At 62.5% G+C, this 22,978-nt stretch carries 22 protein-coding genes; 9 read left to right on the top strand and 13 right to left on the bottom strand.

The window, feature by feature from the left end; all coding sequences use genetic code 11:
* Nucleotides 1–280 precede the first annotated feature (280 nt).
* Together FHR21_RS13540 and FHR21_RS13535 are read left to right on the top strand one after the other, a co-directional pair.
* Nucleotides 281–1,705 (top strand): conjugal transfer protein TraH, encoded by a 1,425-nt coding sequence (locus FHR21_RS13540; RefSeq protein ID WP_184099174.1) that lies wholly within the window; start codon nt 281–283, stop codon nt 1,703–1,705.
* 2 nt (nt 1,706–1,707) lie between these two features.
* Nucleotides 1,708–5,445, top strand: coding sequence for a conjugal transfer protein TraG N-terminal domain-containing protein (locus tag FHR21_RS13535; protein ID WP_184099172.1), 3,738 nt, complete (start codon nt 1,708–1,710; stop codon nt 5,443–5,445).
* Here the strand turns inward: FHR21_RS13535 and FHR21_RS13530 are convergent.
* Both FHR21_RS13530 and FHR21_RS13525 read right to left on the bottom strand, forming a co-directional pair.
* Nucleotides 5,442–5,960 carry a hypothetical protein gene (locus FHR21_RS13530; protein WP_246427223.1) on the bottom strand — a complete coding sequence of 173 codons (519 nt, stop codon included), beginning with the start codon at nt 5,958–5,960 and terminating at the stop codon, nt 5,442–5,444. The genes FHR21_RS13535 and FHR21_RS13530 overlap by 4 nt on opposite strands.
* A 70-nt stretch (nt 5,961–6,030) precedes the next feature.
* Nucleotides 6,031–6,429 carry a MarR family winged helix-turn-helix transcriptional regulator gene (locus tag FHR21_RS13525; RefSeq protein ID WP_184099170.1) on the bottom strand — a complete coding sequence of 133 codons (399 nt, stop codon included), beginning with the start codon at nt 6,427–6,429 and terminating at the stop codon, nt 6,031–6,033.
* Between the two features lie 249 nt (nt 6,430–6,678).
* Here FHR21_RS13525 and FHR21_RS13520 point away from each other — a divergent pair, with 249 nt between their 5' ends.
* Complete coding sequence (locus FHR21_RS13520) at nt 6,679–6,918, top strand: hypothetical protein (RefSeq protein ID WP_246427222.1); 240 nt, start codon at nt 6,679–6,681, stop codon at nt 6,916–6,918.
* Nucleotides 6,919–7,593, top strand: coding sequence for a nucleotidyl transferase AbiEii/AbiGii toxin family protein (locus FHR21_RS13515; RefSeq protein ID WP_184099168.1), 675 nt, complete (start codon nt 6,919–6,921; stop codon nt 7,591–7,593).
* A 37-nt stretch (nt 7,594–7,630) separates the two neighbouring features.
* Here the strand turns inward: FHR21_RS13515 and FHR21_RS13510 are convergent, their stop codons facing one another.
* From FHR21_RS13510 to FHR21_RS13500, 3 genes are all read right to left on the bottom strand, one after another.
* Entirely contained in the window at nt 7,631–8,080 is a 450-nt protein-coding gene (locus FHR21_RS13510; RefSeq protein WP_184099166.1) for a Ros/MucR family transcriptional regulator, read from the bottom strand.
* A 78-nt stretch (nt 8,081–8,158) separates the two neighbouring features.
* Nucleotides 8,159–9,082 carry a HEPN domain-containing protein gene (locus tag FHR21_RS13505; RefSeq protein WP_184099164.1) on the bottom strand — a complete coding sequence of 308 codons (924 nt, stop codon included), beginning with the start codon at nt 9,080–9,082 and terminating at the stop codon, nt 8,159–8,161.
* A 101-nt stretch (nt 9,083–9,183) separates the two neighbouring features.
* Nucleotides 9,184–9,429, bottom strand: coding sequence for a sigma factor-like helix-turn-helix DNA-binding protein (locus tag FHR21_RS13500; RefSeq protein ID WP_184099163.1), 246 nt, complete (start codon nt 9,427–9,429; stop codon nt 9,184–9,186).
* A gap of 319 nt (nt 9,430–9,748) precedes the next feature.
* Between FHR21_RS13500 and FHR21_RS13495 the strand changes: the two genes are divergently transcribed.
* The 4 genes from FHR21_RS13495 to FHR21_RS13480 all read left to right on the top strand — a co-directional run bounded on the left by FHR21_RS13495 (nt 9,749) and on the right by FHR21_RS13480 (nt 16,402).
* Nucleotides 9,749–10,444 carry a sigma-70 family RNA polymerase sigma factor gene (locus FHR21_RS13495; protein ID WP_184099162.1) on the top strand — a complete coding sequence of 232 codons (696 nt, stop codon included), beginning with the start codon at nt 9,749–9,751 and terminating at the stop codon, nt 10,442–10,444.
* A complete protein-coding gene (locus tag FHR21_RS13490) occupies nt 10,444–11,394 on the top strand; it encodes a FecR family protein (RefSeq protein ID WP_184099160.1) in 951 nt (316 codons plus the stop codon). Before FHR21_RS13495 ends, FHR21_RS13490 begins: the two co-directional genes overlap by 1 nt.
* A 74-nt stretch (nt 11,395–11,468) precedes the next feature.
* Nucleotides 11,469–14,420: a TonB-dependent receptor gene (locus tag FHR21_RS13485; RefSeq protein WP_184099158.1), complete on the top strand. Its 2,952-nt coding sequence runs from the start codon at nt 11,469–11,471 to the stop codon at nt 14,418–14,420.
* Entirely contained in the window at nt 14,414–16,402 is a 1,989-nt protein-coding gene (locus FHR21_RS13480; protein ID WP_184099156.1) for an Atxe2 family lasso peptide isopeptidase, read from the top strand. The genes FHR21_RS13485 and FHR21_RS13480 overlap by 7 nt, the downstream gene beginning before the upstream one ends.
* Here FHR21_RS13480 and FHR21_RS13475 read toward each other — a convergent pair.
* From FHR21_RS13475 to FHR21_RS13450, 8 genes are all read right to left on the bottom strand, one after another.
* Nucleotides 16,303–18,006, bottom strand: coding sequence for an asparagine synthase-related protein (locus FHR21_RS13475; protein WP_184099154.1), 1,704 nt, complete (start codon nt 18,004–18,006; stop codon nt 16,303–16,305). The genes FHR21_RS13480 and FHR21_RS13475 overlap by 100 nt on opposite strands.
* Nucleotides 18,003–18,662: a lasso peptide biosynthesis B2 protein gene (locus FHR21_RS13470; RefSeq protein ID WP_184099152.1), complete on the bottom strand. Its 660-nt coding sequence runs from the start codon at nt 18,660–18,662 to the stop codon at nt 18,003–18,005. Before FHR21_RS13470 ends, FHR21_RS13475 begins: the two co-directional genes overlap by 4 nt.
* 49 nt (nt 18,663–18,711) lie before the next feature.
* On the bottom strand, nt 18,712–18,834 hold the full coding sequence (locus FHR21_RS21075) for a hypothetical protein (protein WP_276569276.1): 123 nt from the start codon (nt 18,832–18,834) through the stop codon (nt 18,712–18,714).
* Nucleotides 18,835–18,905: 71 nt separating this feature from the next.
* Nucleotides 18,906–19,028: a hypothetical protein gene (locus FHR21_RS21070; RefSeq protein ID WP_276569275.1), complete on the bottom strand. Its 123-nt coding sequence runs from the start codon at nt 19,026–19,028 to the stop codon at nt 18,906–18,908.
* Nucleotides 19,029–19,122: 94 nt separating this feature from the next.
* Nucleotides 19,123–19,728 carry a GntR family transcriptional regulator gene (locus tag FHR21_RS13465; protein WP_184099150.1) on the bottom strand — a complete coding sequence of 202 codons (606 nt, stop codon included), beginning with the start codon at nt 19,726–19,728 and terminating at the stop codon, nt 19,123–19,125.
* A 14-nt stretch (nt 19,729–19,742) separates the two neighbouring features.
* Entirely contained in the window at nt 19,743–20,657 is a 915-nt protein-coding gene (locus FHR21_RS13460; RefSeq protein WP_420825287.1) for a phytanoyl-CoA dioxygenase family protein, read from the bottom strand.
* 10 nt (nt 20,658–20,667) lie between these two features.
* Nucleotides 20,668–21,345, bottom strand: a complete 678-nt coding sequence (locus FHR21_RS13455) for an acyl-homoserine-lactone synthase (RefSeq protein ID WP_420825286.1) — start codon at nt 21,343–21,345, stop codon at nt 20,668–20,670.
* A gap of 15 nt (nt 21,346–21,360) precedes the next feature.
* Nucleotides 21,361–22,104, bottom strand: a complete 744-nt coding sequence (locus tag FHR21_RS13450) for a LuxR family transcriptional regulator (protein WP_184099148.1) — start codon at nt 22,102–22,104, stop codon at nt 21,361–21,363.
* A 257-nt stretch (nt 22,105–22,361) separates the two neighbouring features.
* Between FHR21_RS13450 and FHR21_RS13445 the strand changes: the two genes are divergently transcribed.
* Nucleotides 22,362–22,976, top strand: a complete 615-nt coding sequence (locus tag FHR21_RS13445; RefSeq protein ID WP_246427221.1) for a sigma factor-like helix-turn-helix DNA-binding protein — start codon at nt 22,362–22,364, stop codon at nt 22,974–22,976.
* Nucleotides 22,977–22,978: the final 2 nt, after the last annotated feature.

Raw genomic sequence — 22,978 nt, 5'->3', positions numbered from 1 at the left:
CCAACATAGAGAAAGCAGCACGTCCCTGCCTTCCATAGGCGCGAGCGTGCCCCTCCCGTTGTGAGCGCGATACGAAGCGCCCATTCCATGCACAAGCTGCGGAAGCGTCCTGCCAGATCGGCCCTCCGCTCGGAGGAGACCCAAAATAGTGGGGACGCACGTTCGGACAGCTTCGGCACGGTTCAGTGCGGCGCGCCCGCAAATTAATTTTGCCGGATTTCCAAAATCCAAAAGCAGCACACGCCCGCGCCGCCACGATCCCCTTTTTGGAAGACCGGCCATGACCAATCCCCTCTGTCGCCCCCGTCAGGTCATCTTGGCGCTTCTCATCGCTGCCGCTGCATCGCCCCCGGCTGCCGCGCAGAACTGGGCCGAGCATTGGTTCGACAATGTCACCTATACCTCGCCCGGCAGCTTCGAGGACCAGGCGCGTGGCTATGTGACCGCGGGCGGCTTCTCGGGCCGCGTCGATGTCCACAATGATTATCTGATGAGCCTGACCCTCCCGAAGGTGAAGGCGGGCTGCGGCGGCATCGACATGTTCCTCGGCGGCATGTCCTTCCTCGACCCGGATTACCTCGTCCAGAAGTTGGAGAGCATCCTGCAAGCCGCGCCGGCGGTGGCGTTCCAATATCTTCTCGAGACGCTCGATGAGAAGATGGGCAACATCATCTCAAAGATGGAGGCGGCGACCAATTTTCTGAACTCGATCCAGGTCAATGACTGCCGTCTCGCCAACCGCATGGTCCAGATCGCCAAGGGCGACGACAATATGTCGGGCATCATCGAAGAAATGACCGGCTACAAGTCGATCAAGGAAGGCTATGCGAAAAGCTATCAGCAGAGCCGCGAGAAGATCCAGGCGAACCAGAACAACCCGACCGAGGATCTGCGCGACGCGCTCGCCAACTGCCCGCGCGAGGTCACCGACATCTTCCGCACCGGCTCGCTGCTCGCCCATGCCGCCGCGCGCGTCGGCGCGGGCGAATGGACCGGCGTCATGCGCGCCCGCGTCGGCGACGTCTATATGCGCTGGGATGCGACCGACAAGGTGCCGCTCTTCTCGGCGATCCCGGCGTGCCCGCGGCAGGACACCGAGGGGGTCGACGATTTCCTGACCGGCCGCGTCCAGTCACGCGCGCTCAACGTCCCACCGACCGGCGCCGACTGCCAGGTCGACGGGCCGGGCCGCGGCGCGCTCATCCTCGCGCGCGAACGGATGCAGGCGATCGCCACCAAGATCCGCACGCGCTCCGCGTTGACGGCAGAGGAACGCCAGTTCGTCGCCAATGTGAAAACGCTTCCCGTCTACCGGATACTCGAATGGGGCGTCCGCGAGGGCGTCGAGGACAGCGTGATCGGCGACACCGACGAACTTGTCGCCCTCACCCTCGCCTACCAGATGCTCAATGATCTCACCCGCAGCATCGACTATGCGCTGTCGAACGCCGAGCGCGGGGCAACGGTAGCAGGCGCTGCCGATGCCGGCAATGCGAATGTCTGCCAGACCCGTATCCTCAGCAAGGGGATCGAGCAGTTGCAGGGCCTCCGCGACGAGGTGCTGCGCCAGCGTGCGCAGATGCGCCAATCCTATATGGCGGCGCTCGAGCAGACCAACCTCTCTGCCAACTACGCCGGTCTCGTCCGCCAGCGCGACCGCGACGCGCGCGACGCCGCCGGTGCCGCCGCCAACCGCAATCGCTGACCATGCGCGCCCGCTCCTTCTCAGCACTCCTAGCTGCTCTTGCCGCTGCCACACCGACGGCCGCGTTCGCCCTCGAAACCAGCTTCCACACCTATAACGGGTTCAACGAGACGGTCGATGCTTTCCGTCTCGTCTCGATGATCTTTGCCGATCCGCGGTACGAAACGCTGGTCGTCATCATCGCGGTCGCCGGGATCGCGCTCGGCGCGCTTATCGCGAGTGTGCGCGGCAACGGCATGGGGATCGTGGCCTTCGGGTTCCAGACGCTCGTCGGCGTCGGCCTTTTCGTCGGCCTCGTCGCGACGACGGGCACGGTCCATGTCTACGACCGGGTCCGCAACGCCTATCAACCCGTCGGCGACGTGCCGAACCTGATCGTGCTGGTCGCGGGCGTCACCAACATGATGGAGCGCGCGATCGCCGAGACGATCGACGACAACACGCTCGACCCCAATGCCAAGCTCGAGTTCGGCGCGGGCGGGCACAGCTTCGACCTGTTCCTCAACGCCGTTAGCCCACGCGGTCCCATGACCGACAGCTTTCTCGATGCGACGATCAAGGATTATGTGCGCCAATGCTATCCGGTTGCGCGGGTGTCACCGGCCTATGGCGTCGATGACGATCAATTGTTCCGCACGACGACGGACCTCCCCGCCGCCTTCGCGGCGATGGCGGGGCCTGCGACCTTCTCGACCGTCTTCACCGCGACCGACAAGGGCGGCACCACCGTAAGTTGCACCGAAGCCTGGACCTATATCTCGGATCGACTGTCCGATCCGGCGCTGTTCGAGGACTATAGTCGGCAGGTTTGCGAACGCACCGGCTATGATGTGGCCAACACGAGCCAGCTTCAGCGCTGTCGGTCGAACCTCGGCGCGCTCGGCGACACGATGCTCGCGACGCCACTGACGCTCCAGCAACTCATGACCAACATCAATCTCGGAAACGCCGTCGGCGACGTGCTGTTCGAGGACAGTCCGGCCACAGCCGCGCGCGTCATGGCGAACCGCGCGGTCGTATCGAGTGGGCTTGCGACCATGTCGACCGCCAACGAATGGATGCCGACGATCCGCGCGACGGTGTTCGGCATCATGCTGTTCATGATGCCGATCGCGCTGCTCTTCATCCTGACCCCGATCAACCTGCGCGTCGCCTCCTTCGCGCTTGGTCTGTTCGTGTTCGTCGCCATGTGGGGCGTGATCGACGCCGGCATCTACCAGCTCACGCTCGGGCGCGCGATGGATGTGCTCGCGGAGATGCGCTCGAACCATGTCGCCGCCAATGCCTGGATGCTGGCGCCTTCTTCGGCGATGAAGGCGCTCGCGATCTTCGGCAGCTTCCGCACCGCGGCAGCGGGTCTCGCCGGCGCCTTCGTCTTCACTGTTTTCCGCTTCTCGGGCAATGTCTTCACCTCGTTCACCAGCGGCGCGCTCGGCGCGCAGGGCCAGGGAACTGTGGCAGCGACGCCGATCGTGACGAACGAAGGCCGGGCGCAGGCGCTCGAAGCGCAGGCCTCCGCGACCGGCACGATGGCGCGGCGCAGCGCGGTGTCGAGCTTTGGGGATTTCGGGGAGCGGTCGACGCTCGGCAGCAACCGGGCGTTCGGTGCGGCCGGCGGATATCTGGCCGACCGCACGCCCGGTGCGGCGGGAACGACGGGTTTCGCACTCGGCGCGACCGATGCCGCGCGTGAACTTGGTGGTCTTGCCCCTGCTCTCGTCGGCCGCGACCTCTCGCATCCCGCAACCGCCGCCGCCGTGCGCGCCAACGCGACCACCTCGGCGATTCACAATTTTGCCGAGAAGGACGCGCTCCGCGCCCTCGGCACGAGCTATTTCGGGGAGGGACAATCGGGCGAGCGTGCCTTCGCGGCTTTCACGCAGAACATGGTGCAATGGAAGGCTTTCGGGGACACGCGCGCCTATGACATGATGTTCCTGGGCGCGCGGCGGCACTTCGAGCGAAACGGCTATGAAGGCAAGGATGCCGATCTCAAGGCCTCGACGGTAATCGCGCAGGCGTCGGCCGACCCGACCTTCGCCAAGCTCATCGCCAACAGCTACGAGCAGGAACAGATGCTGCGAAACGACCTGACAGGCGCACGGATCCAGGTCGGCGCGATGGAAGGCCGCCGCGATTACGCCGGCGATAATGTCGCAGGCATCGAGCGGCGCAATGTCGCGACCGAACAGGCATGGCGCACCGGCAATAATGAAGGTCAGCGGAATGCGGCGGCGATGCTCGGCCTCTCCGTCGACGAAACCTCGCGCCGCATCGGATTCATCAATACCCTGTCAGGCGAGGCCCGTTCGACGGCGATTTCCTCGCTTTCGCGCTCGACGGGCCGCAACGAGGGGCAGGTCATGCGCGCTCTCGAAATGTACAACGCCTCGGTCCAGCTCGGCACCGCCGACGGCGCAACCGCCGAGGCCGGGCACGAAGGCGCGAGCGTCTATGGCCGTACGCGCGAAGCAGCGGGCTACGACTTCGCCGAGCGGTCGGGCAAGCTCGATGCGCAGCGCGAGGTCGGCCATGGCGGCGTTCGCAGCGCCGCGCGGATCGGCGAGCAGCGGCGGCAGAGCGACAATTTCGGGTTTGCGGAAGGCGCGGCGGCGGCGGGCGTATCGACCCGCGAGGCCGCGCGGCTCGATGCCTTCATCGGAGCGCTCAACCGCACGGCGGGCAATCAGGTCGAAATGGCCGAGGGCGGCGCGGCGGGCATCGCCGATCGCGCGCGCAACGAACGGCTGACACGGGTGGTGGAGAATGAACGGCTATCGCGTATGCAGGGACTGCTGCGCGCCGAAGGCATCACTATGACGAAACGCCAGCTCGCGATAGCGCAGAATGGCGACCTCAATCTCAATGTTTCGTCGGAAGTTGCGGAACAGCTTCATCGCGCCGGGCTCATCAATGACAGTCAATATGGGGCAATTGCCGGGGGCGGCCGCGCGCGGTTCAGCTTCGCAGACAATGACCTGCTGGTGTCGAGCAGCACGGGGTTCGCGCAATCGGCGCGCAGCGATACCAGCACCAAATATGAGGCCGGCAAACAGGCGGGACCCGATACGATCGAGCATATGCTGAGCAGCGGCCCCGAGGGCCAGGCGATGATGGCGAACTGGCTCAAGGGCGGGTTCGAGATGGATCGCAAGGGCGAGTGGCGGCTTAATCCGCAGGTTGCCGACACTCTGCAGCGCGACGTGTCGGCGGTCATCGCACAGACAGGGTGGCAGCGCGCGATAGTGCGAACGGCGCAAGATAACGTGTCTATGGGTACGTCTGTGGACGGAAACTTAGGGGCAAGCGCGGAAAGCGGCGACTACGCTTCTCACAGCGGCGGGCCAAAGGGGCGCCCGCGGACATCCAAGTCGTCAAAAGGTCGCGTTTCCGGTGGCATAGGTTTCAACAGCACCGACATTGGCATAAGCAACGAAACTGCCCAAGCATCGCTCGATATCGTCAACTACGATGTCCGAGGCGCAATTTCTGCAGCCGAGCGCGCCGCTGCGCGCTCGGCCACCCCAGAAGCCACCTTTACCCGCGAATTGCACCGGCAAGTTCTCGGACAGGAAGGGCTGAGGAATCGCTATCTCGACCAAGCTGATTCCGCCCGCGGTACAGCCGACATCACTGGACCTATGACTTCGCTCGAACAATCGACGATCCTCAGCAAGGGAAGATTTTCTACGGATTTGGCGAACGGCCCATTCGATGGCGATAACAATAAGAAACGCTAATATCGACGCCCCGGATGTTGAAGGCTGTTGGGGTTGCCGATGTAGAGACCACCCGAGCGAGGGTCATAGATATCCACGGACCAATGAGGGCCAAGACGCTCCCACTCCTCGTCCTCGGTGTTCATACATTCGAGTTCTTCGAACTCTTCATCCGAGCGCGGATCACCCACGAGCGGCCTGTCAAGCCATGCGTGGACAAATCCGAAACCCAGCACGAGCAGCGCCGTGAACGGAAAGAACAGCATGTTCAGATAGCCCGCGAAAGCCCTATCGAAAAACGGCGACATCGCCGGAACCTTGAGCGAGGCGATCGCAGCGCCCCAATAGAGCGGAATCGCTGTCCACCAGAGCTTGGCGTACCACGGCCGCCAAAGCCAATCGGCAGCCTTGGGCTGCGGGATGGCGGCTTCGGATGCTGGTGAAGATAGACTATCGGCCATGACTTTGCTCGCCGCAGAACATATCATGGACAGCATCAGAAAGGAATCGCGTTTTTGCGCCAAAAAGAAGGACATCCTCCCCTCTCGTTCCAATACCACACCCCTCCGCTTCCCGCTCTGCCGCCCGCACTCGCCCCACTCCGCGCTATATCTCGAGAGGCTGCAACCTCCCGCGCGCAGCCCCGCAGTCGTCGATGATGCATCGCATCGCCGCGTAGCCGCGCGGGGCCATGGTGATATGGGTTCGGCGCGCATCGTGAGGGTCCTTGCTGCGGGTTATAAGGTGCCGGATCTCGAGATCGGCAGCGAGCCGTCCCGCGGTCGCCAGCGATGCGCCGCTCGCATATCCGAGGCTCGAAACGGAAAGCGGTCCGGTGGCGACATAGAGTTCGAGCAGCATGATGAAGCCCGCATGGTTCCAGTCATTCTGCTTGAGATAGCGGGCGATGATATGGCGTTCGGCGAGCATCAGGCGGCAGAAGCGAGTCCGACGTTCCTCGACGTCGAAGCCCCCATCGTCCGCATTGCCATCCCCGACCGCCATGCCCTCTGCCCGTGGCTTGTTTCAGCTTGGCGCGAGCGAACCGGTCGGTTCGGTCACGTCGCGGGGATGGTGCTGGCGAGAAGACAGCGTGCAGAGGCTCGAAAAGCCGCATGGCGAAAAACGAGCCCCCCGTCGCTCAGGAGCCGGCTGACTGGCTTTCTTGTTTTGGTAATCCCGAAGTCATATATAGATGCGGCGGCATAAAGCCGGAATATCGAGATGACGATGACTGGTGTAGAGATTCAGGTGATGACGACGGTGAACGCGCCTTATGGCGCGAACCTGTCCGCGCATCAGCTTGCGGCGCTGATTATCGACCCGAATAGCGCCAAGACATTCAATGCGTCCGCGTTCGCGTTTTTCTCCGAAGTCGCGCCCACCCTGCAAAAGACGTTCGTCAAGCACATGGGTCTCGACGCAGCCGCCGTCGGCAGGGTCGCAGGCGCCTTCGAAAAGGTTTCCGGTTATAGTCTGCCGCTGGCGGCATAAATGGGGGCCGCCCATCCAAGCCACTGGGCGGAGCTGTTTACCTGCGCCGTAGAAATTATCAGCAAAACCGAAGAGGCCATCGGCTTCAAACCGCAATGGAGTTTTGGCGGGGGCACCGCGCTGATGCTCGAAATCGATCATCGCGAAAGCTACGATATCGACATCTTCATCGATGACCCTCAGCTGCTACCGTATCTGAACCCGGAGACGCAGAGATATCGGATCGCATCGAAGCCGAGCAGCTACTCCACCGACGGAACGCGAACATTGCGTCTGGCCTATCAGGATCTGGGCGAGATCGACTTCATATGCTGCTCGCATATTCTTGCATATCCAACCTCGTCTCGCGAAGTGAACGGCCACCAAGTGACGATGGATCGCCCGGACGAGATTATCGCGAAGAAAATCTATTATCGAGGTAGCAGCCTGCAACCGCGAGACATGTTCGACCTCGCGGCGGTCGCCGATCATTTCGGCACGGATTATGTCGTCGCTGCGATGAAACAATGCGGCCAGGACCGATGCTCCGCAGCATTGGCCGTCGTCGAGAAGGTCGACCCGGAATTCGTTCGCAAGATTATCGGAAATTTGATGCTTCGCGACAATAGGGCGCACTTGGTCTCGACGGCGCAGTCCGTCACAGCCCGCGTGCTAAAGGAAGTTCTCGCAGGATAAAGGCAGCCAAATAGGCAGAAGCTCAGCGCCGCCGACCTTATTGGCCTGCCGGTTTACGCCCCTTCCGTGCTGGAACGCCTTTCTTGCGTCCTCCATCCAGGCGGCCCAAGCCGATTTCCTTCGCCAGGGTGCGCCGCTTTTCGGCATAGCTGGGCGCGACCATCGGGTAGTCCTTGGGCAGTCCCCACTTCGCGCGATACTCATCAGGCGTCATGCCGAAGTTCGTCATCAAATAACGCCTGAGCATTTTCAGCTTCTTTCCGTCCTCAAGGCAGACGATGTAGTCGGGCTTGACCGATGAGCGAATCGAGACGGCGGGCTCTTGTTTCGGCGCCTCCGGTTCGGCGTCCTTATCCAATCCGGCGAGCGCGGAGTGGACGTTTTGGATCAACATTGGTAGATCAGACACCGTGACATTATTATGGCTGACGTGCGCTGCAACAATATCTGCGGTCAATGTAACCAGCGTTTCGTTCATTTCCGACATGGACTCGGCACTCCTATTTGCATAGTCAGTACAGTCTGGCGCGAGTTTGATAAAAAAGCAATGTAAAACTGCAAATCTTCAGGATTTCTTCGATTCTACACGAAGCTGCTCTATTCGATCCATGCAAATCGTCTGCACGATGTCGCGTAAATTACAGGCCGAAGCCGCCAACGCTTCAAGATCATCTGCGCTTATCTCGTAGTTAGGCGAATAACGAGCCTCGACATAAGCACGTTTCAATAATTCGAAGCGCCGTCGGTCAATCTTGGTGTTCCGCAGCCAAGCTTGGATCAGCCGAGACTCCTGCCCTTCAGCCAGTGAACGCAAAAATTTTATATTGTGGGAACGAGGAAAATAGAAGGTCGTTGTCAGGAGATAACAACCGTAGAGCCGTTCTACAGCTTGATGAAGGGCGAAGGCCGCTCCTTTCAACCATCCCTTATCGCCTTTTGCTTTATCAAATTCAAAAGCAAAAGCTTCCAATCGACGACCCGCCTCCGCATATCCTTCATCAAAGTATTCCTTTGCCATCTCGTAGGCATCAGCCGCTGTAAGTGGCTTCGGCGTCGCCAGTGCATGGTTGGGCAGATCGTACAGCAGAATACCGTCCCGAATGATATCGACCCAGAAATACTCGCCGCGGGTCAGTGCCCGATTTACCTCGGCCAGCGTATGGACGATGATGTTCACCGTCCGCCCAATCGACCGGTCGCGCAGAATCTTGTCTTCCGCGATATACCAGTAGTCGGCGATGTCGGTCAGGTCTTCGTGGCTGACGATGATGAGCAGATCGAAGTCCGACTGATAGCCGTTATCTGGCTCGTCCACCCAATCGTCACGGGCGTAGCTGCCGAACAGGATGATCTTGAGGATCTTGCCGTTGCGCTTGCCAGGCTGCGTCGCTCGCTCGATCGACCGCGCGAACTCCTCCATCAGCACCGTCTTGATGCGTTCGAGTTCGCCCTGCCGCTTTGCTGGAAGATGATCGATTTCTATTTTCATGTCCGTTCCGGAATCTGGCCGACATTCCGAGTGCTGGCAAGTCGGTCGAAGCGCGGCGCCAGCTATACTGCCGATACGGCCTTCCGGGCATCCGCAATTTTCTAACGCCCCCAGAATTTCCACCATGGCCGCTTTTCGGCCCGCATCGCCTGAACAAGCGTGACGATCCCGGATGCAAAATGATTTTCGACATCGGCGACGGGGATGGCGAGCCGTGCAGCAAGATCCTCATAGGTCGCATCCTCGAACCGGATCGCGATGAATATCTCGCGCTCCAGCGGTTTCATCCGCCGAAGGGCGCGTTGTGCGCCGCGCAGGCTTTGCGTGTCGAGCGGGGGTTCGGTCATAATTCGTCTCCTGCGAAAAGGCCGCAGATCGCGGGTGCCTGAACGCCGCCTTCAACCGCCGTCCGGCACACCACCTTCTTCCCCCCTCCCCTCCATTCTTCAGGTGCAAAAGGCGTCGCATTCGGACCCGCGGTGCAGAGCATCCTACCGGCAGCGATGTCCGAAATGGACGGATTTCCGTCCATAATGGGCCATGTTCCGCATATGTCTTGCCCTTGCCCAGTGAGCGGCTATGCTGAACGGGCATCGGGCTGGCAGGCGGCGCGATGCCGGGGCTTGAGAACCCTTTGAGACCAACCTGTTCGCCATTCGAGTCCGGGTGGCCGTCGCGCATGTACAAGCCTTCGGGCTAAAGGCGGCGGCGCATGCCTCAAGTATGTTCTCAACACCCGGCATTTCGACCGCCCTCCCGTCCGTCTGGAAGGCGAATTCGATGGATTCTGAACATAGAGCGGACGGCGTTCGGCAGCGCGTAAACGGCGAAGGTTATTCGCAGGGCGATGAAACGACCCATCGTAGCCGGGAAGCCGCGATCGAGGCGATCTACACGGCGCACAGGCCGCAGTTGGTCAGTTTCCTACGACGGCGGGCCGATCCTCAGGATATCGGGGATCTCGTTCAGGACTGCTTCCTCCGTCTCGTCGCCAGCAAGGACGAAGTCGTCGCCAAGATAGAAAAACCGGGAGCTTACCTCGTGCGCGCTGCGCGCAACATTTTCGCGGATCGAAGCCGTGTGATGAAGCTCGGCGCAAAGGCCAGGCACCATGTTTACGAGGACGAGGAATTTTCCGGCCCTGACCCGCACAACGCGCTCGAAGCGCGCGACATGATGCGGCGCGTCGAGGAGCGTCTTTCGCGCCTCAAGCCGAAAACGCGTGACATCTTCCTGATGCACAGGTTCGACGGTATGAGCTATGAGGAAATCGCAGCAAAAACAGGGATGAGCGAGAAGGGCGTGGAGAAGCAGATCGCGAAGGCAATGACCGCGCTCTTGCGCATCAAGGCATCCCGCTGATGAGCCGCGAGACGCAAGCTGGCAAATGGTTCGCGCGTATGCGGACGCGTGATGCCGAGCAGCACTGTGCGGAGTTCGATAAATGGATCGCCGATCCGGCAAACGCTGCGGCCTATGCAGAAGCGGAAAGGCTTTGGACGATTCTCGAAGGCAGTTCAGCCGATCGGGTTCTCGCGAACACGCCAGCCTCTCCCGCTCCGTCGAAGCTGCGGCGGGCGACAGCGTTGGCCGTCGCTATCGCGCTCACATTCGGTCTCGCCTGGTACATAGGTCAAGCGCGGACCGTGACGATAATTGCGACGCCATCGACGGATAGGGGCAATGTTCGGTTGGCCGATGGAACGGTGGTCGAGATTCTCGACGGCACGACGGTGGAAACGCATTTCTCGGATCGTGAAAGGCAAGTTGTCATGACCGGTGGGCGTGCGCGCTTCACCGTCGCTCATGATGCCTCGCGTCCGTTCCGCGTCATCATCGGCGATTCCGAGGTCGTGGCGCTGGGCACCGTATTCGAGATCGACTTGACACGTCCGGCTCCACTAGTCCGGCTGATCAGCGGATCGGTGGACGTGCGATCGACGAAGCAAGGCGGGCAAGCCGTCAGGTTGAAACCTGGCGAAGCCGCCGAGGTTCGAGGCGATGAGCCTCGCCGCGTCGCATCTTCCGATTTGAAGCCGGAAGCTTCTTCGCCTCCGATGACAGCACCGGTACCAGTGGCAGCGCCCACATCCCGTGTCGTAGCCGATAATCTATCGCTCAGCGAAGTTCTCGATCATGCCAATCGAGTGAACGGTCAGCAGATCCACCTCGCCGATCCCGCTTTGAGCGTGCTCAAGGTGACGGGCCGGTTTGACGTATCCGACAGTGCTTCGCTGGCGCGCAAGCTCAGCGCAACTTTCGGACTGAAAGCGGTGCAGACTGGTGGCGGGATCGTCCTGACCAAGGAATAAAAACCGGGGGGAGTAATTTTCCAAATCCCGTCTTGCACCTCCAGACGGCCATCCAGGCCGCTCGGGAGGGTAAGATGAGAAGGAATTTCCTGGCCGCTGTTCTTGCGGCGAGCACCGCGCCGATCGCACTTCACGCGCCCGTCGCTTATGCGCAGGCTGATCAGCAGAGCTATGACATCGCGCCGCAGCGTCTGGCGGGTGCTCTTCGCGAGTATTCCCAGGTTTCGGGGCGAGACGTCATTGCGTCGTCCAGTCTGCTCGAAGGCAAGCGCAATCGCAAGGTGCGGGGCCGCCTGTCGCCCGACGCTGCCCTGTCCCGTCTTCTTTCGGGGACCGGACTGATTCCCGAGCTTGTCGATGGAACGCTCGTGCTGCGCGAGGGAAACGGCGATGTCGCTGCCAACGGCTCGACCGGCGGCTCGACTGACAACATTGCTAGTAGCGAAATCATCGTGACGGGTTCGCGCATCCGGGGTGCCGGACCGACCGGCTCGCCGGTCGTCACGCTTGACCGCCAAGCGATCGAGAAGAGCGGCTATGGCTCGGTCCAACAGCTACTCCAGTCGCTGCCGCAAGCCTTTGGCGGCGGTTCGAATGAGGCCACGACCGGTGCGACGACGCGTAATGGCACTGGCAACGATGCAACGCTCGGTTCGAGCATCAACCTCCGCGGTCTCGGCACGTCGTCGACGCTTGTATTGATCGACGGTTCGCGCCCCGCGCTCGGCGGCGTCGGCGGGCTGTTCGCTGACATTTCGTTGATCCCGATGGGCGCTGTCGAACGGATCGAAGTGCTCACCGATGGGGCGTCGGCGATTTATGGCGCGGATGCCGTTGCAGGTGTCGTCAACGTTCGGCTCCGCAACAGGTTCGAGGGTGCTGAGACGATGCTGCGCGCTGGGACCGCCGACGGCGACATGTCCGAAGTGCAGTTCAGCCAGTTGCTCGGCAAGCGCTGGAGCAGCGGCCATGTCGTCCTCGCCTATCAATTTTCGAACCGCAGCGCTCTGGCGGGCGCAAAGCGCGATTATTTTCGCGAGGACCTGCGCCCGTTCGGGGGCCCCGACTTCCGATCAACCACCAGCGTCCCGGGTACGATCCGCGCCGCCAACGACCAGATCTTCGGCATCCCGGCGGGCCAAGACGGCACCGCGCTCACCGCCGCACAGCTGCTGCCCGGCGTCCAAAACCAGCGCGATGGCCGCGCCGAAAGCGACATCCTGCCGCGGCAACGCGTTCACAGCCTTTATGGTGGCGGCGAACTCGCGATCACTGACGGTTTGACACTGCGCGCCAATGTCCTTGCGGCACAGCGCGATTTCCGCCGCATCGCCAAGGGCGACTTTCTCCGTGTCTCGCGCGTGCCGGTCACCAACCCCTTTTATGTCGACCCGATCGGGACCAATCAGCCGGTGCAGGTCACCTATAGTTTCGCCAACGACATGGGCCGCGAGATCCGTTCGGGCCGCGTGCGTGCGATTAACGTCTCGGGAGGCTTCGAACAGCGGCTCGGTCCTTGGAGCATTTCGCTCGGGGGGGCTTATGGCCGCCAGCGAGGCACGGCGGACTATACCAATCTCGTCAACAATGGGCGGCTGACCGCTGCGCTCGCCGACACCAATCCGGCGACCGCACTCAATGTGTTCGGTGATGGCAGAGCCAACAATCCCGCGACGATCGACCGCATCCGCGGCAGCTACGGGACGATTGACGATTATTCGAACTGGTCGGGCGCACTCCGCGCCGACGGCCCGCTGTTCGCGCTACCCGCTGGCAACGTCCGTATCGCCGTCGGCGCCGAATATCGGCGCGAGGCCTATGATTATTTCGTCAAGAATGACGTAAGTGCCGCGACACCGGACAATGCCCCTTACCCGGGCCTCCCCGGACCCCGGCACGTAAAGTCAGTCTATGCCGAGCTCAACGTCCCGATTGTCGGTCCCGACAATGCGGTTCCGGGTTTCTGGCGCCTCGAGATTTCGGTCGCGGGCCGGATCGAGGATTACAACCAGTTCGGGCGCACCGAAAACCCGAAGGCCAGCGTCCGCTGGGAACCCGTCGAAGGGATTTCGCTGCGCGGCTCCTACGGCACCTCGTTCCGGGCCCCTCTGTTCGACGAGCTGATCGGGCCGGCGCTCTCGCTCTATTCGGTCGAGAATGTTCCGAACCCCGCCTCGCCGACCGGCCAGTCGACCGTCCTCGCACTGTTCGGCTATGCGCCGAATATCCAGCCCGAGAAGGCGACGACCTGGACCGCGGGGTTCGACATCGCGTCGCCCTCGCTGCCGGGTCTCCGGGCATCGCTCACCTATTATGATGTCGATTATCGCGACCGGATCGGCACGGTGACCGAGGATTATCTCCGCTTCCTGTCGAACCGCGACGTCTTCGGCGGGGTGATCACTGACAATCCGCCGCTCGACCTCGTCAATTTCTATTTCAACCAGCCGACCTTCTTTAATCCGCTGGGAGCTGCACCGACCGACATCGTTGCCATCCTCGATGGTCAGACCCGCAACCTCTCCGCGGAGCGGCAGCGCGGAATCGACTTCGATCTCGGTTATGCGCCACCGGTCGCGGGCGGCACGCTTGATCTCGGGATCGCCGGCACGCACATCTTCTCGATCAAGCGCCAGCTTACGCCGGGCGCGCCGAGTACCAATGTCGTGGGCCTCTATGCGAGCCCAGTGAAGTGGCGTCTACGCGGCCGCGCCGGCTGGTCGAAGGGTGGCTTCTCGGCCAACGCCTTCGTCAATTACACCGATGGCTATGTGAACCAGACCGCCGTGCCGGCGGAACCCGTCTCGCCGTGGACCACCGTCGACCTCACCCTGTCGCAGCGGATCGGCGGACGGGGAGGCGAAGATGGCCGCGGCCTCCAGCTTGGTCTCTCAGTCTCCAACTTGTTCGACAAGGACCCGCCCTATGTCCTGAACCGGAGCGCGACCTCCGCGACGGGCTACGATCCCGAGAAGGCGAGTCCCATCGGGCGGATGATTTCGGTGCAGGCCGTCATCCGGTGGTAGGACGGGCAGCGCTTGCACTCGCCCTGCTGGCCGCGGCATCGCCCGCGGCCAGCCAGTCGACAGTGCGCGACATCACCGAAACAGCAGACATTTCCGGGCTCGCGGCCTCACCCGATGGGCGATGGGTTGCCTACCGCATCGAGCGGCCGTCGATTGTGACCAACCGGATCGATGTCGACTGGTATCTGGCGCCAGCCGACGGCGGTGGGGCGCCCCGCGCGCTCGGGCGCCTCGGCACCGCGATGTCCGATGATGCCGGCAGCATCGTCCCCGGCGAGGCCCAATGGTCACCCGACAGCCATACGCTTGTCGTCCGGGGGCTCGTCGATGGCCGGATCGCGCTTTGGGCGAGCCCGGTCAACGGCTCGGGGTTTCAACTGCTCGCAGATAGCGACGGCGATGTCGAGGCCTTCGCGTTCCGTGCCGACGGCGCCTTGGTCATACAGGAGGGGCCGTCGCGCGACGCGATCGCGCGCGCCGAAGACCGGGAACGCGAGACCGGGATCCTCGTCGACGGCAGCACCGACCTCGCCCAACCTCTCTATCACGGCGCTCTCATCAATGGCCGGCCCGCCTCGCAGCGGTTCATCGGCGACTGGTTCGACCGCGCACCTCTTCTCGCGTCGCAACCGCGGAATTTTCATATCCGCATCGCGGGGGTATCGAACGCCGGCAGCGTGAGTGACGCGGACAAGGTCCTGCTCGCACCGCCACGCCCTGCCCTCCTGAAAGTCGCCGATCTCCCGGCGCCGATTGGCGCAGCCCTGAAGGCACGAGGGGTCTGCGAGCCGGGCGAGGGCTGTGACCCGAATGCCGCTCGCCTGTCGTGGTGGATCCGGAAGGGCGACGGCAAGGCGATTGTCGCACTCCACGACAGCGACTTCCGCCAATCTCTATATGTCTGGTCGGCGCGCGACGGCAAATTGCTGCCACTAGCAGCCTCTCCTGGCCAGCTCTCGGGCGGCCGCGCCTATTACCTCCCTTGTTCCGAGACGATGGGGAACGTCTTCTGCGTCGAAGCCGCTGCCGACATTCCGCCGCGACTCGTCCGCATCGACCGCGACGGTCGTATGACGATCATCGCTTCCCCCAATCCCGATCCTGACCGCGAAGGGCTCCTTGCCGAAACCATCGCATGGCAGGTGAGCGGCAGCCGTGCGTCGGGCGTGCTCATACGCCCGAAGATCCCCGGGCGGCTGCCGCTCTTCATCACCTATTATCGCTGCAACGGGTGGCTGCGCGGCGGCGTCGGCGACGAGTGGCCGCTGCGCGCGCTGGCGGCGAACGGCATCGCGGCGCTCTGCATCAATGCGATGCCGAATGCCGAGACCGGCGAAGCGCGCTATGCGCAAGGCCAGGAAGCCGTCCGCGGAGCGATCGACCTTCTCGCGAAGCGCGAGCTCATCGATCCAGCGCGTGTTGGCATGGGCGGACTCAGCTTCGGCAGCGAAGTGACGATGTGGACGCTCCGACACAGCAGCCTCCTCAAGGCCGCGTCGATCGCCTCGGTCCAGCTTGAGCCCAGCTATTACTGGTTCAATGCGCGTCCGGGTCGCGACACCTTCACCGACAATGTGCACCAGGTCTGGAAGATCGGGTCGCCGGAGGAATCGCCCGAGGGATGGAAGCGCATTTCGGCGGCGCTCGATACGCAGAGCATCCACGCCCCGCTGCTGATGCAGCTGCCCGAGCATGAGGCACGGCTGTCGCTCGAGTTGTTCAGCAAGCTCGCGACGGCACGCCTTGCCGAACTCCACATCTTTCCCTTCGCCCCCCATATCAAGGTCGAACCTCGACAAAAGTTTGCCGCCTATCAGCGCAACCTCGACTGGTTTCGCTTCTGGTTGAAGGGCGAGATCGATTCCGATCCCGTGAAGGCAGATCAGCATCGACGCTGGTCGGAGCTGGGACCGAAGAAGGAGGAAGTCTCAACCGCGCGCACCCAGCGCTCGACATCGGCGATCTCGAGCAGCCGGAAATAGTCGAAGTTATCGACGACATCGGCGGCGTCGATGTAGGCCGCGATCGCAGCGCGATTGAGCAATCCCCGCTCCGCCAGCCGACCGCCGAGCAGCAGTTCGCGGAGACCGGCGCGCTGACGCAGGAAGGCGGCGGTGCAGAGCGATTCAAGCCGCCCCTTGTCGCGGCGCCAGACGACTTCCGCCGGCAGCCGCTTCGCAAAGGCCGCGCGCGCGATCGCGCGGTCTCGGCCTCCCGCAAACCAGGACCAGCTCGGGATCGAGAGGCAGAGTTCAACGACGGGCTGCGACAGCAGCGGTGCGATGACGTCGCGGCCGTACCAGCGGTCGGGCCGGTCGGCGAAGTCGAGGATGCGGCGGATCGCTTCGACATGCTTCCGCTTGGCACGGGAAGCCTCAGCGGCGCCTGCATCCCAGGGGTGTTCGAACGGCATTGTGGGCATCGCGACCGCATCACAGAAGCTGGTCTCGCGCGGCCAAGCTTGTCGGGGCCCAGCCCTCTGCGCACGATACAGTAAGCGAGCCGCCTCCCAGATCGTCGCCCCGCCGGCACGCGCCACATCGCGAAGGGCGTGGATGGTGCGCCGCGAGAAGCCAAATTCCGCGAAGGCGTCGACGGCCGGTCCGATCGAGCTGTCGAAGCCAAAGACATTGTCGCCGCCGATCCCGCCGATGATCGGACGGTCTCCGCCAGCCACGGCATCGGCAAAGGCCGCATCGATACCGCCGAGGACGCCATAGGCGGCGGGGCGCGGATGAAGATGAACGGGCGGCGCGAGAAGATCGATCCGACCTTCATCATTCATCGCCTCGACCAGCTCCGTCCCGCAGCGCGCGGCGACCGCGCACGCAAAGTGCCGTTCATCGCCATCGGCGCCCGGCGTCACGAAATTGATCGCCGAGAAACCGGCGCCCGTGCCGGCAAGCGACGCCGCCACGATCGAGGAGTCGAGGCCGCCGGAGAGTTCGAGAACAATCCCGTCCCGGCCCTGGCTCCACGCCCGGATGCAAGCATCGATCCGCCGCTCCAGCATGCACGCGAGTTCCGATACACCCTCGTCATTGCGCGCCGCGACATGCGGCCAAGGGGACCAGAGGCATTCGACCTCGGCACGTCTTCCGTCAAAGGCAAGGCGGCAGCCGCCGAGCAATTCGCGGATCGAACCAAGCCCGGTGCGATCGGTGCGCAAGTTGCTGTAGACGAGCGCCTGGCCGATGAAGTCCCAGTCGATCGCCTGACCGGGCAGCAAATCGGCGATCAGGTCGAGATGGCTCGCGCAGAGGATGCCGCCCGAATGCGGGGTCCAGTAAATTGGCATCCCGGTTAATGCTGCTCGCTCGACCGAGACGGTATCTCCCCAGCGCGCAATGGCAATGAAGCTGCCCCACCCGTCGCTCGGCTCCTGTACCGTCGCACCGCTCCGCGAGAAAATGTCTCCGAGCACCAGAGCGCCGCCCGGCAGCCGCCGTGCATCGAGCGCTTCGCCCGCCCAAATGATGAGATCCGGCTCCACCGCCACTGCAGTCAGGCCGCATCTCTCGGCCGCCAGTGCGACCTTGGTGGCCTGTTCGGGAGCACCGAGAAAGGCCAGGACGCCGCGCCTCATCCGACGACCAGAATCGGCGTGAAGTTTCGCGCTTCGGCAGCGGATCCCGTCAGGATCGTCTCCGGCGTCTGTAGCCAGCAATGGGCGTTGAATGGCGAGGTTCGCACGCCGAAGACGAGGCTCACCGCGAGACCGCGACCAAGCAATATCCGGTCGAGGGCCAGCGCATCGATGAGGCAGCGCGGCGGGATCGGATTGAGCCAGCGGCACGCGGCGTAGGCTGCGGCGTGCCGCGTCGCCGCATCCTCCGCCCCCGGCACGCCCAGCACCCGCTTCTTCGCAGCCAGCTCCGCGACGGTAGCGGCGATCCGGTCGGGCCGCATCGCCCGGCGCGCCCAACGAAGCGCGAACGCTGCCGAGATCGCCATGCGCGGGTCGAGTCGGCCCTCGCCGAGATGAACGAGGTCGGCCGACGGAACGTCGACCCTTGTCGGCGCGATCTCCGTCGGCTGATCGGAACGGGCGATAAGCCCCGTGCTCACGAGGCGGCCGATCGCATCGGAGTCATTGACTTCGCGCCGCCGGAACCTGTCGAACGCTGCGCGATCCGCTCCCCCAAGGGCCAGATATTTGTCACGCGCGAGATCGAGAAAGACGAGGTCGGTGCCGACTTCGCAAAATCCTGTTCCCGCCGAAAGCTGCCAGCCAGTCGTCATGCCGAACGGACGCGCAGGAACCCGGTTCGGGCCGGGTTCCCGAACGCCTTCAGTCTTCGGTGAGGCCGGGGCGCAGCATGCGGCCGCCCGACTCGATCGGCAGGCCGTCGTCGCCGGCGGTGTCGTTGCTGACCGAGCCGAGCTCGACGAGATCCTTGGGTTCGCGTTTCATCGTCTCTTCCTTTCCGCGATCAGGGAGTCCTCGAAACCGGGGGCCGGCTGACCCGACCCCCGGCGCCATGGTCAGTCCTGGGTGAGCCCGGTGACCTTGAACTTGCCGGCACCTTCGATGCCCAGCGGATCGTCGCCGGCGGTGTCGGTCGTGACGCTGCCGAGTTCGATCAGTTCGTTGGTTTCGCGATCCATGATCGTTTTCTCCAAATACCGCGGAATTGCGGCACCGAAGAAGCTACGCCTCTTGAAAAAATAGAGTTTATGTACTTTCCGGATCGGTAAAATATCATTCGATTGTCTGCGAACGCGGTCGCAATTCGGCAGCGACCCTTCCAGCGTGCGCGACCCTTCTTCGATGGAAAAGACCGCTTTTCCGACGCAGCTCGTCCCAGTCTGCATTCCGAAAGGCTGCCTCCATCGATGCGAGAAGCTCCCCGGCCATCGGGTCAGTACGTACCTCAGCGGTTCGGAAGAACTCGCTTCGCTCGACCACATTGATGATTGCGTAGCCAAGTTCGCGATTTCCGTTGAGAAGAGCGATCGCGCGAAACAGCCTCGCGACTCGGCCCGGATAATCTTCGATCTCTATCACCGCGAGCGATGCGCCCGGTTTCGAAAGCTGGAGCGCTGGATCGCGAAGCGCAAGTCCTATGAGTCCGCTTCCTAAGTGATAGAGATCGCAAAGATCCGCCTCGGCGAAGATCGGCTGCCTAAAGCCCTCCTGGTGCCAGCTGTCGACGATGCGCTCGCCCGACAAACGATGGAGCGCCTCGCGAACAGGCGTCGGGCTCACAGCCAGCCGCTTCGCTAGATGGAATGGATCGAGGCGCGTGCCGGGAGGATAAGCGCCGCCAATAATACGTGCCTTGAGCTCGAGATAGACGCGCTCCATCGTGGCCCCGGGACTCATGACCTTCTGCCTTCCGCCGTGCTCGCCGGCCGCTGAGCGGCAACATAGTCGGCAAGCATCTCCGCTTGGTCGGGACGGAGAGCATCGACTGCGGCCAAGGCTGCATCCGGGTCGCCGTCGAAGAGGACTGAAGGACATCGTCCCTCGAAGTTTCCGAGGTTAGGCCGGTGCTGCGCGTAACCGATCAGTTCAGACAACTCGCGAGGGAACCCGCGCGCGATATGCGGCGGATAGGCCAGCCACTGGTTTTCATATGGCTTGAGCCATCCGAGGCTATAGCTGACGATGATCCCGCGTCTCACATCCGCGCTGTCGTTGCCGCCGGCGCCGTGGAGCGTGGAACCCAGAAAGACGATCGCATCGCCGGGTTCGGCTTCCGCGACGATCATCGGACCTTCGCCGGCGTCGGTCAAAGCTCGCCGTCCATGGCTTCCGGGCCAGAGCAGCGTGGCCCCATTTTCCTCAGTGAACGACGTCAACGGCCACATGGCATTGATCAGATATTCGCGCTGTCCGATGTCCCCAGCCCACATGTCCTGGTCGCGGTGCGGGAATTGCGGCAATGCGCCGGGATGAAGCTCGATTGCCTGCGTGAGGTTGAGCTGAATTCGATCGCACCATGGCCCGAGCGCTGTTTCCGCGAGCGCCCTTATAGTCGGATGCATGACGAGCTGTGCGACGTGATCCGACCGGATCAGCAATCTGCCGAAGCGCTTCGTCCTTTCCCCGTAAAAGCCGCCTTCACAAAAGGGCGTGCTTCTAAATCGCTCGTCGAGTTCCGCGTCGATCGCCTCGAGCAATTCGCGAGACACGGCGCTGTGGATGATGGTGTAGCCGTCATCCATCAGCCCATCGGTAGTGGTTGTGGCCTCAAATTGGAGGACGTCGCTAGTTAGGTCGATCATGATCATATCCCCCTGCTCAGGCAGCTTGTGCCGCCGCGGGCACCGCATTCGAAGCGGCGCGGATGCCGGCGGACGCGAGCAGCGCGGCGGTTCGGTTATCGATATCGATCCGAAGCCCGACGAGGAGCCGGCCATCATGTTCACACGCTTCGCCAAGCTGTCGGCAGCGCCATCCGAAAGTCTGGATCTGGCGAAACCAGGAAAGTTCAGCGACGCCCGTGTATGTATCGACCCCGTTGGCAAGGGCATGCTCGACGAGTCCGACCAACAGCGTGTCTCGGGCGACGCGTCGTTCCCGAGCGCTTGCATCGCGCGACAGGCAAAAGCGCGTGATCTCGGCGATCCGCTCGCCCTGCGGTACTGGCCCGGCGACGAGAAACGGAAAAAGACTGTCGAGAAGGGCCGGCCGCGTGGTCGGCAACAGGCGCGCCGAGGCGAGATGTTCGCCCGCATCGTCGGTGACAATCAGATAGGTTGCGTGGACGTCGTCGAAATGATCGACTTCATATTGACCCGCCAGAACCGGAAGGTCCCATTTCAGAAGATCGACAAAGACGCGCTTGCGAGCAGCGAACATCGAGCGAAGCGCGACATGTTCGCGATCGCGGCTATTCTGTCCTACGGTGAGAAGCATGGACTGTCTCCTTGTTGACAAGAGACAAGCCAATTGAACCGGGAAAGGCGGCGGCGCCATAACACAAAGGGGGGGTCAGCGCCTGGCGACATCTCCGAAGCAGATCGTGCTGTCGAACAAGGCGCGAATGGCGAGCACTATTCGGGTCGGCGCATCATAGGCCGCGCGTGCATTGCGCAAATGCTCCCGCACGGTGTCCTCGCTGAGATCGAGAAGCTGGGCGATCACCGAATTGGATTTGCCGCGGGCCGCCCACATCAAGCACTCGATCTGCCGGTCGGTAAGGCGTGGACGATCCTCCGGCAATACCGGATCGGCGAGCCGCCGCGCGGCCTCGAAGACGAAGGCTCCGATGCTTTGCGCGAATGCGAGAGATTCGAGAGGCATGGTATCGGGATCCGTCCACGCGAACGATACGGAACCGTGTGCCTCCCCGGGCAGATGCACCGGTATCGTCAGCCCGTCGCTAATTCCGTGACATCGCGCGCGTTCCAGTACCTCGGTATCTTCGGGTCGCGGCCGATGGGCCATGATCATATCTCGCCAAAGAAACCCTGCCGCCTTTCGATGGCTGTATCGATGGACGGGATCCGAGATGCCAAGACGATTCTGATCGAACCAGTGCGCAAAGCCTTCCGGATAATTATGAACCCGAACGCCCCTGTCAGGGGCGCCGAGAAAGTCGATATGATGGCTCAGCGCGAACCAGGCACAGCCCAGCCTTGCGCATATTTCCTGAAGAATATCGATCAGCGCGTCCTCGGTATCGACGGCCATGACGTCGCGCTCGAGCTGCCTCGCGGCTTCGATCGTAGGCATTCCGACCCATTGCCAACGTCGGCGGCGTCCTCAAGCCTGACCGCACGACATGACCCCCGTTCGATGCCGGGCGGCAACCCTCTCAAGCAGGCTGCGGCCCGGCTGTGACGCCCACCGTTGGTCAATCGGCAGCGCCGGAACGAGGAGAGAGGCTATTTATGGGCAAATATATTTCAAACATATTCGCAAGTTAGAACCAGATTGGGGATTGTTTCCGGGCCAGAGCCTTCAGCAGGCATAGAGGGCTTGATCCGTCCATGCAGGAAACATTTGTTCGGGAACCAGTCTCGAAGAGGAATCTGGAAGGCAATTATTTCTTGTCTTGCGATCGAATGTCACGAAACTGCCTCTCCATGGAAGGGGCGCGGAATCCTGGCGCGGCTGATCAAAGGCAATGGGCGCTATTGACCGAGAAGCAGCGTGCCTGTCTCGACCTTGTGCTTGAGCGCAAGACGTCGAAACAGATTGCACGCGAACTCGGGATCTCCAGATATACTGTCGATCAGCGGATCGCGGCCGCGCGAAAAATCCTCGCAGCCGCCAATCGAGACGACGCCGCCATCCGCTATGCACAGCTGAAAAGCATATGCGATCGGATCGCATACGATCCGGTGGAGCTTCCCATCCAGCCTTCCTTTGCGCCATCCGATTTCCCGGACGATGATCCACCTCAATATCTCGATGTCCACGACAGACAGAAATTGATGGCTGGATTATTGGGCGGAAGCCTGTCGTCCGGGACGATCTGGAGGCACGACCATGTTCTGACGGCAAGGTTCATGATCACCGCAGCAATGCTTATGGTGGTGGTGATCTCCCTGCTTGGCGGGCTGGGTATTGCCGAGGCGCTGACGCGGCTCATCTCCGGCTGAAC

The organism is Sphingopyxis panaciterrulae (assembly GCF_014199295.1).
In the GTDB taxonomy this organism is placed as follows: Bacteria; Pseudomonadota; Alphaproteobacteria; order Sphingomonadales; family Sphingomonadaceae; genus Sphingopyxis; species Sphingopyxis panaciterrulae.
The sequence above is the reverse complement of the archived record's forward strand: the minus strand, read 5'-3'. Positions and strand labels throughout refer to the sequence as shown.